The 13,074-nt window shown below is 64.4% G+C and carries 11 protein-coding genes and 1 pseudogene; 3 read left to right on the top strand and 9 right to left on the bottom strand.

Features of this window, described 5'->3' with window-relative positions:
- Nucleotides 1–36: 36 nt before the first annotated feature.
- From Q4E25_RS07585 to Q4E25_RS07565, 5 genes are all read right to left on the bottom strand, one after another.
- Nucleotides 37–399, bottom strand: a complete 363-nt coding sequence (locus Q4E25_RS07585; RefSeq protein WP_303156024.1) for a hypothetical protein — start codon at nt 397–399, stop codon at nt 37–39.
- Between the two features lie 293 nt (nt 400–692).
- Nucleotides 693–1,088 (bottom strand): hypothetical protein, encoded by a 396-nt coding sequence (locus Q4E25_RS07580; RefSeq protein WP_303156022.1) that lies wholly within the window; start codon nt 1,086–1,088, stop codon nt 693–695.
- Nucleotides 1,089–1,129: 41 nt separating this feature from the next.
- Entirely contained in the window at nt 1,130–1,489 is a 360-nt protein-coding gene (locus Q4E25_RS07575; RefSeq protein WP_303156019.1) for a hypothetical protein, read from the bottom strand.
- A 321-nt stretch (nt 1,490–1,810) separates the two neighbouring features.
- The gene (mtr, locus tag Q4E25_RS07570) at nt 1,811–3,223 is read right to left on the bottom strand and encodes a mycothione reductase (protein WP_303156017.1); all 1,413 of its coding nucleotides are present in this window, start codon (nt 3,221–3,223) and stop codon (nt 1,811–1,813) included.
- Between the two features lie 108 nt (nt 3,224–3,331).
- Nucleotides 3,332–4,333: an alpha/beta hydrolase gene (locus tag Q4E25_RS07565; protein WP_303156014.1), complete on the bottom strand. Its 1,002-nt coding sequence runs from the start codon at nt 4,331–4,333 to the stop codon at nt 3,332–3,334.
- Nucleotides 4,334–4,640: 307 nt separating this feature from the next.
- Between Q4E25_RS07565 and mqo the strand changes: the two genes are divergently transcribed.
- On the top strand, nt 4,641–6,143 hold the full coding sequence (gene mqo / locus Q4E25_RS07560) for a malate dehydrogenase (quinone) (RefSeq protein ID WP_303156011.1): 1,503 nt from the start codon (nt 4,641–4,643) through the stop codon (nt 6,141–6,143).
- Between the two features lie 123 nt (nt 6,144–6,266).
- On the opposite strand, the gene Q4E25_RS07555 is transcribed toward mqo, so the two are convergent.
- Together Q4E25_RS07555 and Q4E25_RS07550 are read right to left on the bottom strand one after the other, a co-directional pair.
- The gene (locus Q4E25_RS07555; protein ID WP_303156008.1) at nt 6,267–7,619 is read right to left on the bottom strand and encodes a protein adenylyltransferase SelO family protein; all 1,353 of its coding nucleotides are present in this window, start codon (nt 7,617–7,619) and stop codon (nt 6,267–6,269) included.
- Nucleotides 7,620–7,621: 2 nt separating this feature from the next.
- Nucleotides 7,622–8,458, bottom strand: a complete 837-nt coding sequence (locus tag Q4E25_RS07550; RefSeq protein WP_303156006.1) for a PhzF family phenazine biosynthesis protein — start codon at nt 8,456–8,458, stop codon at nt 7,622–7,624.
- A 52-nt stretch (nt 8,459–8,510) separates the two neighbouring features.
- Here Q4E25_RS07550 and Q4E25_RS07545 point away from each other — a divergent pair, with 52 nt between their 5' ends.
- Nucleotides 8,511–9,821, top strand: a complete 1,311-nt coding sequence (locus Q4E25_RS07545; protein ID WP_303156003.1) for a DUF4921 family protein — start codon at nt 8,511–8,513, stop codon at nt 9,819–9,821.
- Nucleotides 9,822–9,832: 11 nt separating this feature from the next.
- Here the strand turns inward: Q4E25_RS07545 and yaaA are convergent, their stop codons facing one another.
- Complete coding sequence (yaaA, locus tag Q4E25_RS07540; RefSeq protein WP_303156000.1) at nt 9,833–10,564, bottom strand: peroxide stress protein YaaA; 732 nt, start codon at nt 10,562–10,564, stop codon at nt 9,833–9,835.
- Between the two features lie 32 nt (nt 10,565–10,596).
- Between yaaA and Q4E25_RS07535 the strand changes: the two genes are divergently transcribed.
- Nucleotides 10,597–12,366, top strand: a complete 1,770-nt coding sequence (locus Q4E25_RS07535; RefSeq protein WP_303155997.1) for a proline--tRNA ligase — start codon at nt 10,597–10,599, stop codon at nt 12,364–12,366.
- 59 nt (nt 12,367–12,425) lie between these two features.
- Here Q4E25_RS07535 and Q4E25_RS07530 read toward each other — a convergent pair.
- Nucleotides 12,426–13,074: pseudogene (locus Q4E25_RS07530) on the bottom strand (hypothetical protein); the annotation flags it as partial.

The raw sequence follows: 13,074 nt of genomic DNA, 5'->3' as shown, positions 1-13,074 counted from the left end.
CCTTTCGATTTGAGTGGGGTAGGAGAGAGGAAGGGTTTACTTCAGGCCGTACTTGAAGAAGTTCAGCGCCGGGCCCACCAGACCACCGAGGATGGTGATGATGGTGGAGGCGATGCCGATACCGGCCAGTGCCTGTGCCCACTTCGGCTCCTTGGAGATGGAGGAGTGCTGGCCGAAGATATTCTGCGCGTTAGCTTCCTTGTCAGCCTCCAGGGCCTGGCCCAGAGCGGAGGAGCCACCCGGCTTCTTGTTGGTGTCCTTATCCGGGCTGGGGGTCGGAGTGGCGGTAGCGGTGGTGGAAGCGTTGCTGCTGCCCTCGGCAGCGGAGGCAACGGCGGTGCCGCCGAATGCGACAGCGAGAGCGGTGACGCCAGCAATGGCGGCCTTGCGAATGCGCATAGTGAGAGTCCTTGTCGTCATCGTAGAAACTGTGGTAACTAGAGAGTGCCCCAAGTCACGAGGAAGAGTGTAGCGCAATTGTTATCCAGTTCGTGGGAAACTCCAAGATTTTACGGCCATTTTCTACCCCCAAAGAACCCCCTCTGGCGCTAGTAATGGGAGTCTTAGCCCAACCTAAAGATAGCGCGTAGAAGTAGAAGTGCGGCCAGAATCCACGAGTATCGAAAACGAAGAAAAGCACCCACCCACAAGGGGTAGGTGCTTAACTGCAACCAGCTATCGCTGTGGCGATCTTACTTCTTGAAGATCGGGTCCAGGATGTGGTTCGGCAGGATGCCGTTGTAGACAGCAGCGTTGTAAGCAGCGGTCAGGATGCCGAAGATAGCAGCGGCGACAGCGGCGTAGGTGGTGCCGTGCCAGACCTTGCCGTACAGCGGGGTATCCTCGTTCGGCTTGTTGACGATCTCGTCCTTGCCAACCTCGGTGTCAGCGCCAGTGGCCTCGCCCCACTTGGAGGACAGAGACTGATCGCTGTCGTTCTCCTTGACCTGGTCGAAGGCGGAGGAGAGCTCGGACTTGGTGGTCTCTTCCTTCGGGGTGTCATCTGCAGCGGAGGCAACGGAGATGCCAGCGACGGAAACGGTCAGAGCGGTGGCAGCTGCAACGGCTGCGGTGCGGAACTTACGCATTGGTATTTACCTTTCGGAAATTTGATTGAGCCGTGGAGCTATTACTTGGAGAACGGGCCGTACTGGATGAAGTTAGCGACCTGGCCGATGAAGCCCATGACGGCTGCAATGGCGCTAGCGATTCCCAGGCCGTAGAAAGCCTTGGCCCAAGCCGGCTGATCCTTGAAGTGGGTGCACTCCTTGTCGGTCTCGTCAGCGTCGCAGTGCTCAGACTTGGAGGAGCCGAAGATGGCCTGACCGTCAGCCTTCTCATTCTCCTGCCAGTCGATCTTGGAGGACTGCTCGGTGGGGGCCTCTGCCGGGGTGGAGGGCTCGGAGGACTGGGCGGTGGCAACGGTGGTGCCGCCGAAAGCTACAGCGATTGCGGTTGCGCCGGCGAGGGCTGCATTGCGGATACGCATATCAAAAATCCTTAAATGTCGTACTTGCAAGGCTTCCCGGTGGGAAAACCTAAGTGTTATTGGGAATTGAGGGAATTCCCAGAAACACGCGGTCGCCGGTGAAATACTCGGCTCGGGCCGATGTCCTGAATAAAGCTATCTAATGCGTAGGCCAAATGCACGCCTTTCTTGGTTTTTGGTGCAGGGGAGAGGGGGTTCTCCCCCGAAAGTGGCCGAAATTGGATATGCGGGGATGTCCTCATTTGTGGGGTTGCGGTGGGAAAATGCTTTTTCTGCGAAAATGCTGCCTAAGGAGATGTGAGTTTCATCACGTAACACAGTTTATTGCCAGTCTAGACCAAGAACGGCGTTCTCTACGACCTCAGGCAGAGCCGGGTGAATCCAGTACTGCGTGCGGGCAAAGGTGCGCATATCCAGGTCATACGCCATGGCGGTAATGAGTTGCTGGATGAGAGTGGAGGACTGCGGTCCCATGAGGTGGGCTCCCAGCAGCTTGCCAGTTGCGCGGTCCGCGACCAGCTTGCAGATGCCCGTGGTGTCCTCCATGGCCCAGCCGTAGGCCACGTCACCGAAGTTCTGCACCTTCACGGTGATGTCGTAGCCCTGCTCACGCGCCTGGGCCTCAGTCAGGCCCACGGTGGCGATCTGCGGGTGGGTAAAGATGGCGCTGGGCACGTGCTCGTGCGGCATCGGCTGTAGGTTCTCCGGATGGAGCAGGTTATGGGCAACAGCGCGCTGCTCAGCGTTGGCCACGTGCTTGAGCATGTAGGGCGAGGAAACATCGCCCAACGCCCACACACCCTCACAGGTGGTGCGGCCAAACTCGTCGACCTTCACGCGGCCGTCTTCGTGCATCTCGATGCCGCTGGCCTCCAGATTCATGAGGTCGCCGTTGGGGATGCGCCCGGTGGCCACGAGGATGGCGTCGGCTTCGACCACGGAGTCGTCGTCAAGCGTGAGGCGCACGCCGGCCTGGGCGGCATCGGTGGCCTCGGCTGTGCGGCGCTCGACCTTCTTAACCCCGCCGATGCGAACCTCGTAGCGCTGGCGGGCGATCTCGTTGAAGCGGGAGCTGAGATCCTCGTCCAAGAAGCGCAGGAGGGTCTCCGAGCGGTTGACCACCGTGACCTTGGTGCCCAGGCCGTCAAAGACGTGGGCGAACTCCATGGCGATGAAGCCGCCGCCGACCACGATGAGGCTCTCCGGCTGCTTCGGCATGCGCATGATGTCCTCGTTGGTGTAAATCTTCACGTCGGAATCCGCAAAGACCGCCGGGACGTTCGGGCGAGCACCCGCGGCGAGGACAATCTGATCGCCGGTGATGACATCCTCGCCGCACTGCAGGGTCTTCGGCCCGATGAAGCGGGCATGCTGATCGAAGACGGTGATGTTGGGGGTCTCCTCGCCGCGGCGGTAGGCCTCGCCGCCCTGGGCGATGGGATCCACACGCTTAGCAAACACGCGCTCTACGATGGTGTCCCAGTCAATACTGTCCACGTGGGCGTGCACGCCGAGCTTCTCGCCCTCGCGGGCGGAGAGCGCAGTGTCCGCGGAGTAGACGTACATCTTGGTGGGGATGCACCCCACGTTGAGGCAGGTGCCGCCGAAGGTGCCCTTCTCAATGATGGCGATGGACTTGTCATCGAACTCGGGCGAGGGAATGGAGTTGCCCGAGCCGGTGCCGATAATGACGAGGTCGAAGTGCTGGGCGTTGAGGTTCTGTGCGTTGTTCACGTCTTCTCCTTATTAATTAGATGTGTTTCTGACAGTTGTAGGTTTTCTTCAGCTGTGGATGTCTTCAGTGCTGGGTCTCGTGCTGGTTCTGGCGGCTGCCACGCGCGCCTATGTGGTAGCGGCGGGCATGACCTTATCCAGCCAGTCCAGGCAGGCGCCACAAGCCTCCTCGCGGGGTGCGGTGAGGGAGAGGAAGACGTCGTGGCGGGCCTGGGGTATCACGTGCAGCGTGTAGTGCGCGCTCAGTTCCTTGGCCCAGCGCTGGCTGTGCGCGGTGTCCACGATGGCGTCGGCGGTGTTGGTGGCCTCGCTGTAGGGCTTGCCCAGCTCGGAGTGGTCCGAGGTCAGGGTCAGCAGCGGTACGCCCATGGTGACAGCTCCGGAGTGGATTTCGTCGAAGGCCTTGAAGACCGCGCGAATCCAGCCCATTTTCTTCGGGTGCCCGCCCAGCGGCTTGAGAGCGAGATCGAAGTCCCACTCGCCGTGGTGGTCGGCATGGATGGACTCGCCGTAGGCGGTGAGGTTGCCACCCGGCAGCGGGGCGTTGGGAAACAGGCCGCCGAGGGCGAAGATGGCGTGTTTGGCCACGCTGTAGAACCCATGCGACATGCCCATCATGCCCAGCCAAGGGCTGTTGAAGATGACGCAGCTGATGCGCTGGTAGCGGGCCGGATCCGTGCGGCGCAGGGAATCCACCCACAGCGCCAGGATGGGCCCGGCGGTGGAGTGGCCGATGAAGCCGACTTGGGGGTTGGGGAGGGCGTCGAGAGCCGCGTTGAGGTCCGTGCCATAGTGGTGCAGGTTGCTGATGTAGTGCCAGGACTGGCCGCTGCGGTGGGAACGCCCGCACTTGCGCAGATCGACGGCGTAGAAATCGTAGCCGTGCTGGTGGAAAAACTCGGCCACGTGTGCCTGGAAGAAGTAGTCCGTCATGCCGTGCACCCACACCAGGGCCGGGCGCTGGGAGGTGTCTTGAGCGTCGGGCGCGTAGTGCACGAGGGTGGCGTAAATATCGCCCTCACCATCGGGATCTGGGCCCAAGGGCAAGGGCGCGGACTGGAAATCTGGGCCGAGGATATCGGTGGTCCACTGTAACGAGGGTGCAGTCATGCGTTCAATAGTAGGTCCGCCGGGTTTCACGCGTCGGGACGTGCGTGATCGCGCCGGCTCCCCAGGCTGAAGAACCATCTCGACGCACGGCGTGACCCGCAGCTCAATCGGGGGGAGGGGGAAGCAAAACGGGCATGGCTGCGGGGTACAAATGCCTATTTGAGATTTAAAGGCGTAAGCTAAATGGACAATGCTTGACGTGTCCGCTCCCGTCGCGAGGCTGGCGGGCGGCGTTGGGCGAAGAATTACAAGGTACGTGTCAGCGTACGGTGTAACGCACAATTCGTATTCAAAGAGGTAAATCAAGGTGTCCTCCGACAAGAAGACAGCACAAGTAGTAGACGAAGTAGATGTTGCACTCATCGGTGCTGGCATCATGAGCGCCACGCTCGGTGCCATGTTGCGTGAGCTCGAGCCGAGCTGGACGCAGATGGTGTTTGAGCGTCTCGACGGCCCAGCGCTGGAGTCCTCGTCCCCATGGAACAACGCGGGTACCGGCCACTCCGCTCTGTGTGAGCTCAACTACACCCCGGAGAAGAACGGCCGCATCGATATCTCCAAGGCCCTGAACATCAACGAGAAGTTCCAGGTCTCCCGCCAGTTCTGGTCCCACCAGCTCGACAACGGCATCCTCACCGATCCGAAGGACTTCATCAACCCCATCCCGCACGTCTCCTTCGCGCAGGGCGCCATTCAGGTGGATTACCTTCGCCGCCGCTTCGACGCGCTGAAGGATAACCACATGTTCCCGAACATGCAGTTCAGCGACGATGACGCCACCTTCCAGGAGAAGCTGCCGCTCATGTCCGAAGGCCGCGACTTCAACTCCCAGAAGGTCGCCATCTCCTGGACCGAGGCCGGTACCGACGTCAACTTCGGCGCGCTGACCAAGCAGTTCCTCACCGCCGCCAAGGCTTCCGGCACCGAGGTGCGCTACGGCCACGAGGTCGTCGACATCAAGCGCGACGGCTCCACCTGGAAGGTCTACACCAAGAACGTCCACACCGGTGACTACAGCGTCGTGCGCGCGAAGTTCGTCTTCGTCGGCGCCGGCGGCTACGCACTCGACCTGCTGCGCAAGGCGGGCGTGCGCGAGGTCAACGGCTTTGCCGGCTTCCCGGTCTCTGGTCTGTGGCTGCGCGCCAAGAACCCGGAGCTCATCAAGCGCCACCACGCCAAGGTCTACGGCAAGGCCGCTGTGGGCGCCCCGCCGATGTCCGTGCCGCACCTGGACACCCGTGTTATCGATGGCAAGGAAGGCCTGCTCTTTGGCCCCTACGGTGGTTGGTCGCCGAAGTTCCTTAAGAAGGGTTCCTACCTCGACCTCTTCAAGTCCATCCGCCCGGACAACATCACCTCTTACCTCGGTGTGGCTGTCCAGGAGTTCGGCCTGACCAAGTACCTTGTCTCCGAGGTACTCAAGGACTTTGATAAGCGCGTCGAGTCCCTCAAGGAGTATGTCCCCAACGCCGATCCGAATGACTGGGAGACCGTCATCGCCGGCCAGCGCGTCCAGGTGATCAAGCCTGCCGGCGCCCCGCGCTTCGGCTCCCTGGAATTCGGCACCACCCTGATCAACAATCCAGAGGGCAACATTGCCGGCCTGCTCGGCGCATCCCCGGGTGCCTCCATCACCCCGGCCGTCATGGTCGAGCTTCTGGAGCGCTGCTTCGGTGAGCGCATGATCCAGTGGGGCGACAAGCTCCAGGAGATGATCCCGTCTTACGGCATCAAGCTGGCCAAGGACAAGAAGCTCTACGAGGAGATGTGGGAGTACACCCAGAAGACCCTCAAGCTGGACACCAAGTAAGTCAGCCAGAGCAGCGCACCCCGGAACCCGCGTGGTCCCGGGGTGTTTCTGTGTGCTTTGTTGTTTGGCTTTGGTGGGGTTTCCGCGAGGCTGGCACAGGGGGCAGGGTGCTGTGGGCGCGGCTTAGGTGCCGCAGTAGGTGAGGTAGCCCTCCAGGCTGCGCGGCTCCATGAGCGCTGGGTTCGCGGGTGTGTCAAAGGGATGGGTCACCGCTGTCAGCAACTCCGCGAAGGCATCCCTGTCCACCAGCGCCTGCTCCACCAGGTGCGGGCGGGGAATGACGCGGGGCACGTGGGCCTGCGTGGCCTGGCGTGCGTAGCGCGCGAGGAAGTCCTCGTCGTGCCAGTAGGTGGGTGCGGTGGGGGAGGCGCTGGCAAGCGCGGCGTTGGCCAGCGTGAGATCGGGCCGATACCTGCGCAGCAGCGCCAGGTAGTCGGCGGCCAGCTGCGGCTCATCCTCAGGAATACCCAGGCGGGCGGCGAGCTCGCGGCGCTCGGCGGCGGCAAAGCGCTCCCCGAAGGTGTTGATCTCCTCCTGCGCCCAGGCCAATGCCTCGTCGGGGGTATCGCCCAGAAGCGGCAGGAGGGACTCTGCCAGCCGCGCGAGGTTCCAGCCCAGAATCTCCGGTTGAGCGCCGAAGCGGTAGCGCCCTTGGGTATCGATGGAGCTGAAGCAGGCATTGGGGTCGTAGGTGCCCAGGAAGGCGCAGGGCCCGTAGTCGATGGTCTCACCGGAGATGGTGGTGTTATCGGTGTTCATCACCCCGTGGATGAACCCGACGTGCTGCCAGGCCGCCACCGTGCGCACTTGGGCGTGCATGACCCCGGTGAACAGCTCGCGGGCGGTGCTCCCGGGCGTATGGCGGGCGATGGCGTAGGAGGCCAAGGGCTCAAGCAGCTCCGGATGCAGTGCGGCGTAGTGGAAGGAGCCCACCCGCAGGTGGCTGGCGGCCACCCGCACGTGCACCCCGGCCTCCTCGACCACCTGGCGTTGAATTTTGCGGCCGGTGGCGATAACCGCCAGGGAGCGCGTGGTGGGAATGCCCAGGGCATGCATGGCCTCGGCGTTGAGGTACTCGCGCAGCATGGAGCGCAGGGTGCCGCGCCCGTCCGCGCCCCAGCGGCTGAAGGGCGTGGGCCCGGTGCCCTTGGCATGGAGATCCCACAGTCCGGCTGGGTTGTAGGCGGTGGTGGGGCCGGTGACTTCCCCGAGCAGCAGAGCGCGGCCATCGCCCATGGAGGGATTGAACTGGCCAAATTGAAAGCCCGCGTAGGCAAGCGCGTGGGCGGGCTCGCTGCCACGGCCCAGCAGGAAATCCAGGCCCTCCTCCGATCTCAGCCACTGCGGGTCAAGCCCCAGCTGGCAGGCGAGCTCCTCGTTGAGCTGCACCAGGCGCGGGGCGGGCTGCTCCTCGCCGCGGGCGGCCACGGCCATGCGGGGTAAGGCGGAGGCGAAGTCGTGGTGAATCATTGTCATGCTTAGACCTCCCCGCTGTCCAGGCACCCGCGCACCCGGATGGTGGCTCGGCCGCCCACCCAGATGTCGGTGCTGTCGTCCTCGATGTGCACGCGGCCGCGCCGGCCCAGGCTCAGCCCCTGCACAGCGGTGTAGCGCTCGGGTACGAGCCCGCGCGAGCGCAGAAACTGCGCGATGCCGCCCTGCAGCGAGCCGGTGACGGGATCCTCGAAGGCGGGGGTAAAGGCGCGCACCTCGTAGGCGTCTTCAGCCGGCGGGTCCGTCAGGGCCACCACGCCCACCTTGCACGCGGCCGCGGAGCCGAAGCGGGGGCGCAGCCCGCGCAGCACCTCGGCGTCGGGGACGTGCAGCAGGCGCCAGCCGGGGCCGTTGTCCACCCAGGCGTGGTCCAGGGCCTGCCCGGGCTCAAGGCCGAGGAAGTCGCAGGCCTGCTCGAACTCGGCGGGGCGCAGCGCAGCACTGCGGTGCAGCGGTGGGTTGGCAAAGGAGAAGATCCCTTCCTGCGCGCGCACGGTGATCAGCCCGCCGGGGCAGTGCTGCACCAGGCGGCTACGCGCGCTGAGATTTCCGCCGCTGAGCTCGGCAAAGACCCGGGCGCTGCCCAGCGTGGGATGCCCGGCAAAGGGTAGCTCGCCGGCGGGGCTGAAGATGCGCACCTGATAGTCGGCGCCCGCAGCGCCCGGGGCGCTTAAGAAGGTGGTCTCCGAAAAGTTGGTCCAGCGGGCGATGCGCTGCATCTGCGCTTCGCTCAGGTGCTCGGCATCGGCCACCACGGCCAGCGGGTTTCCGCTGAATGCCCCGGTGGAAAAGACGTCCACTTCGAAGAATCTATGCTGCATGGCCGCCTAGTGTAACGGCTCGTCTCACCGTGATGCGACTACTGTGGTGGCCATGAGCGAAGCACTGTTCAGCCGCGTCGAGCCGATTCAAATGATGGCCGATGGCACCGTCAAGCAAGTCAATCCCTTCTCCGGCACGGAGGTCTGGACGGTACCCGGCCGCGGCGACCGCCCGCTCTCGCGGCCGGTGGCCAGCCCCGAGCCGATTGGCCCCAACGCCAACCTGAATACCTGTGCTTTTTGTGCCGGGCGCATGCTCGACACCCCGCCGGAAAAGGCCCGCATTCTGCACTCTGGCGAGATCTTGCGCGGGCTGCTGCCGAATCAGCTCGAGGACAGCGAACCAGCATTTCGCTGCGTGCCCAACCTCTTTGAAATCGTCTCCTACGACTACTGGAGCGCCAACTACGGCTACCAGATGGACGAGGACTCCGCAGCCCGCATGGAGCGCTACCTGTCCGATGCCGCCGGGCGCGAGCACGTGCTGGGCATCGTGCGCACCAAGCTCAAGGCAGCGGGCAAGGACGCCTCGCTTGACGACGCCACTCTGCTCGCCCACGCCGGCAGCTTCTTCGGCGGGGGACACGACGTCATCATCGGCCAGCGCCACTTCGTCGACGGCGCCACCGACAACAGCCAGCTGGCCTCCTCCGGAACCCTCGACCCGGACGAGCACTTCCTGCTGACCTCCTTTACCGCGGACTCCATGCGGGATCTCTACTCGCGCAACCGCTACGCCGATTACGTGGTGGCCTTCCAGAACTGGCTGGCCCCGGCGGGCGCTTCCTTTGATCACCTGCACAAGCAGCTGGTGGCCATCGACGATATGGGCATGGCCGCCGCCAGGGAGAATGACATCCTGCGCGATCACCCCAACATGTACAACGAGTGGGCTGTGGATTATGCCGCCAAGCACAACCTGGTCATTGCGGAAAATGACTACGCTGTGCTCTTCGCGGGCTTCGGCCACCGCTATCCCACCCTGGAGATCTTCTCCAAGTCCGCGCGCTGCGAGCCCTGGGAGCAGACCCCGGGCGAAATCCGTGGCATGTCCGATCTCATGCACGCCGCCCACGCCGCGGTGGGCCCCGATGCCCCCTGCAACGAGGAGTGGCACCACCGTCCGCCGAACTTCGACCTGCCGCAGCCCTGGCGCGTGATGATCAAACTGCGCGTGTCCACCCTGGCCGGCTTCGAGGGCGGCACCAAGGTTTACATCAACACCATCTCGCCCTGGCAGCTGCGCGATAAGGTGGTGGACAATATGTTTAGGCTGCGCGAGCGCGGGCTTGTTGCCTCGGGCATCTCCATCGCCACCGAGTGCCGGGTGGAGCGCAACAGCCTGCGCTACGCGGCGCGCTAAGCTCCGGCCATTTACACGACGAGGACCAGCTCACTGCCGCGAATCTCTGTGCGCATGCCCGCGGCTTCGGCCACGGCGGCGAGCTCCTCGATGCCGCTGAGCTCCTCGCCGCGCGCGTGCGCCAGTGCTAGCACCCGGGCCAGTTCGCCCTTGTAGTGCTTGTTGAAGTGCGAGACCACCTTCCGGCTGCCGTCCTCGCGCACCGATTCCACCCGCACCGTGATGGCCCCCTTGAGCTTGCCCAGCTGTTGGTAGGCCCCGGAGCGCATGTCGAGTATCAACTCGCCACCCTGCCTTAAGGCCTCCAGCTCGGCGCTGATGGCCCTGCCCCAGCGCGACTTCAGCGTGCGCCCGCCCAACTTGCTGCCGCCGGAGAGCCGGTAGTGCGGGATGGGGTCCTCGGCGCGGAGGATGCCAAAGAGGGCGTCGCCAATAGCCAGGCACTCCCGGGCTGCTGGCGGCAGGGTGGAGGGGGAGAGGGCGTCGTACAGCACTCCGGTGAAGCGCTCGATGGCCGGCATGGTGGGCGAGGAACTCAACCGGGTGTTGGACTCGGCCTCGGCGCGCAGCTTTTCGGAGATGCCGAGCACCTTAAGCGCGGTATCGACGTCGAGGTTTTCCAGCTCCGCGGCTATCTCTTGGCGGATGGAATTGAGTCCGGGGAAGGAGAGCTTCTCCCAGTTCAGGGCGGGCCCGGAACCACCGTGTGCTTTGGTCTCAGAAGGAGGGAGGATGATGAACATGCACTCATGCTAGCGATGTAAACTGTTCAACCATGATCACACGTCTTTCTGAGTTGTTCCTCCGCACGCTGCGCGAGGACCCCGCCGATGCTGAAGTTCCCAGCCACAAGCTGCTTGTCCGTGCCGGATATGTGCGTCGTGTCGCGCCGGGCGTGTACACGTGGCTGCCGCTCGGTCTACGCGCGCTGCGCAAGATCGAAGACGTGATCCGCCAGGAGATGAACAAGATCGGCGCCCAGGAGATGCTCTTCCCGGCGTTGCTGCCTCGCGAGCCCTACGAGGCCTCCAACCGCTGGAGCGAGTACGGCGATAACCTCTTCCGCCTCAAGGACCGCAAGGGTGCGGACATGCTGCTCGGCCCCACCCACGAGGAGATGTTTACCACCGCTGTCAAGGACATGTACTCCTCCTACAAGGACTTCCCGGTGACCTTGTACCAGATTCAGACCAAGTACCGCGACGAGGAACGCCCCCGCGCTGGCGTGCTGCGCGGCCGCGAGTTCACCATGAAGGATTCCTACTCCTTCGACATGACCGACGCCGGCCTGGACGAGTCCTATGCTCGCCACCGCAAGGCCTACCAGGCCATCTTTGACCGCCTGGAGATCGACTACGCCATCTGCAAGGCCACCTCGGGTGCCATGGGCGGTTCTGCCTCGGAGGAGTTCCTCGCTGTCTCTCCGGTGGGTGAGGACACCTTCGTGCGTGCCACCGAGGGCGATTACGCCGCCAACGTCGAGGCCGTGGTCACCCCGGTGCCAGAGGACATCCCCCTCGAGGGCCAGCCGGAGGCCCGCGAGGAGCACACCCCGGGGGCCACCACCATCGAAGCCCTCGTGGCCTGGGCCCAAGGCGCAAACATCGAGGTGGCCGGCCACCCGGCCACCGGCGCCGACACGCTCAAGTGCCTCATGATCAAGGTCAGCCAGCCCTGCGAGAACCCGGAGGATCGCGAGTGGGAGCTGGCCGGCGTGCTGGTGCCCGGTGACCGCGCCGTCGATGAGAAGCGCCTCGAGGCCTCCCTGGCCCCGCTCGAGTTCGAGCTGGCCAGTGAGGAGGACTTCAAGGCCCACGACTTCCTGGTCAAGGGCTTTGTGGGTCCGCGTGCACTCAACGCTCACGAGGTCAAGGTTTACGCCGATCCCCGCGTGGTTGCCGGCTCGGCCTGGATCACCGGTGCGGACAAGGCCGATTACCACGTGCTGGGCTGCGTGGCCGGCCGCGACTTCACCGTCGACGAGTTCATTGAGGCCGCCGAGGTCAAGGAAGGCGACCCAGCCCCGGAGGGCCAGGGCACGCTGACCCTGGAGCGCGGCATTGAGCTGGGCCACATTTTCCAGCTGGGCCGCAAATACACCGAGGCCTTCAACGTGCAGATCCTGGATGAGAACGGCAAGCGCGCCGTGCCCACCATGGGCTCCTACGGCATCGGCATCACCCGCATGCTCGCCGTGCTGGCGGAGCAGCGCCACGATGACAAAGGCCTCAACTGGCCGGTGGCCGTAGCCCCGTACCAGGTGCACGTGGCGGTGGCTAACAAGGACGCCGCCGCGCTCGAGGCCGGCCAGAAGCTGGTCGAGGACCTCGATCGGGCCGGGCTGGAAGTGCTCTTCGACGACCGCCCCAAGGTCTCCCCGGGCGTGAAGTTCAAGGACGCCGAGCTTCTGGGCATGCCGTACATCGCCATCCTCGGCCGCTCCTTTGCCGAGGGCATCATCGAGCTGCGCATCCGCGGCGGCGAGACCCTCGAGGTGCCCGCCGGTGAGATTGTGGACAAGCTTGTGGAGCTGGTCCACGGCTAGTCCGGTTGTCTTAGGGGGCTCAGGCCGCATTGAGCAGCCCCGCCTGTCCGGCGGAGCGCTTAGAGCGCCGCGGACTGCCCCGCGGTGCGAATCAGCCAATCCAACCAGCCGGTTGGGTTGGCTTTTTCTTTCCCAGTGCCGTTATCAATGCCCTCTTGGCCCTCTTGCGCGGCCGCGGTGGCGGCCTGCTTCCACTTTAGAGTGTCGTTCCAGCCCAGCGCGTCCACGAAGCTCTGCGCGGTGGCGGCGTCGACGGGCAGCTTCTCGCCTGCCGGGGCAGTGTAAGCCGGGCGCGGCTGCGGCACGGTGACATTTTCTTTGGCGGAGTCCGCGGATTTTGCCAGCTGCTCCAGGGCGGCCTGCAGAACCAAGACCCTGCGCTCGTGCATCTCGAGGCGCTGGTCGATGTCCTTTTCCATCTCCGGGGAAGCATAGGAGCGCGCGAAGTCGAGGCCGAAGAGCTGGGTGTACTCCCACTCCAGGAGCTCCTCGGCGGCGGCGCGCTGCTGCGGCGGAATACTCACGCTCTCCGCCTGGGCGCCGGCATCCTGGGCGGCCGCCAGGGCTGCGACGTCGACGGCCTGCGAGATCACCAGGGGGCGGGACTCCTCGGGCACGCTGCCGTCGCCGGCGGCCTGCTCCAGCAGGCGCAGGGCCTGCTTGGCCCAGTCCTGCGCATCCTCTTCCGTCGCTGCCTCCTCCTGCGCT

The sequence above is a fragment of the Corynebacterium sp. genome, from assembly GCF_030532325.1.
Lineage (GTDB): Bacteria > Actinomycetota > Actinomycetes > Mycobacteriales > Mycobacteriaceae > Corynebacterium.
The sequence above is the reverse complement of the archived record's forward strand: the minus strand, read 5'-3'. Positions and strand labels throughout refer to the sequence as shown.

What these genes read in the sequence shown, in the direction of transcription:
- Q4E25_RS07585 (WP_303156024.1), bottom strand. Translation starts at nt 399, where the DNA reads ATGCGCATTCGCAAGGCCGCCATTGCTGGCGTCACCGCTCTCGCTGTC.
- Q4E25_RS07535 (WP_303155997.1), top strand. Translation starts at nt 10,597, where the DNA reads ATGATCACACGTCTTTCTGAGTTGTTCCTCCGCACGCTGCGCGAGGAC.
- Q4E25_RS07565 (WP_303156014.1), bottom strand. Translation starts at nt 4,333, where the DNA reads ATGACTGCACCCTCGTTACAGTGGACCACCGATATCCTCGGCCCAGAT.
- Q4E25_RS07580 (WP_303156022.1), bottom strand. Translation starts at nt 1,088, where the DNA reads ATGCGTAAGTTCCGCACCGCAGCCGTTGCAGCTGCCACCGCTCTGACC.
- Q4E25_RS07550 (WP_303156006.1), bottom strand. Translation starts at nt 8,458, where the DNA reads ATGCAGCATAGATTCTTCGAAGTGGACGTCTTTTCCACCGGGGCATTC.
- Q4E25_RS07555 (WP_303156008.1), bottom strand. Translation starts at nt 7,619, where the DNA reads ATGACAATGATTCACCACGACTTCGCCTCCGCCTTACCCCGCATGGCC.
- Q4E25_RS07545 (WP_303156003.1), top strand. Translation starts at nt 8,511, where the DNA reads ATGAGCGAAGCACTGTTCAGCCGCGTCGAGCCGATTCAAATGATGGCC.
- Q4E25_RS07575 (WP_303156019.1), bottom strand. Translation starts at nt 1,489, where the DNA reads ATGCGTATCCGCAATGCAGCCCTCGCCGGCGCAACCGCAATCGCTGTA.
- yaaA (WP_303156000.1), bottom strand. Translation starts at nt 10,564, where the DNA reads ATGTTCATCATCCTCCCTCCTTCTGAGACCAAAGCACACGGTGGTTCC.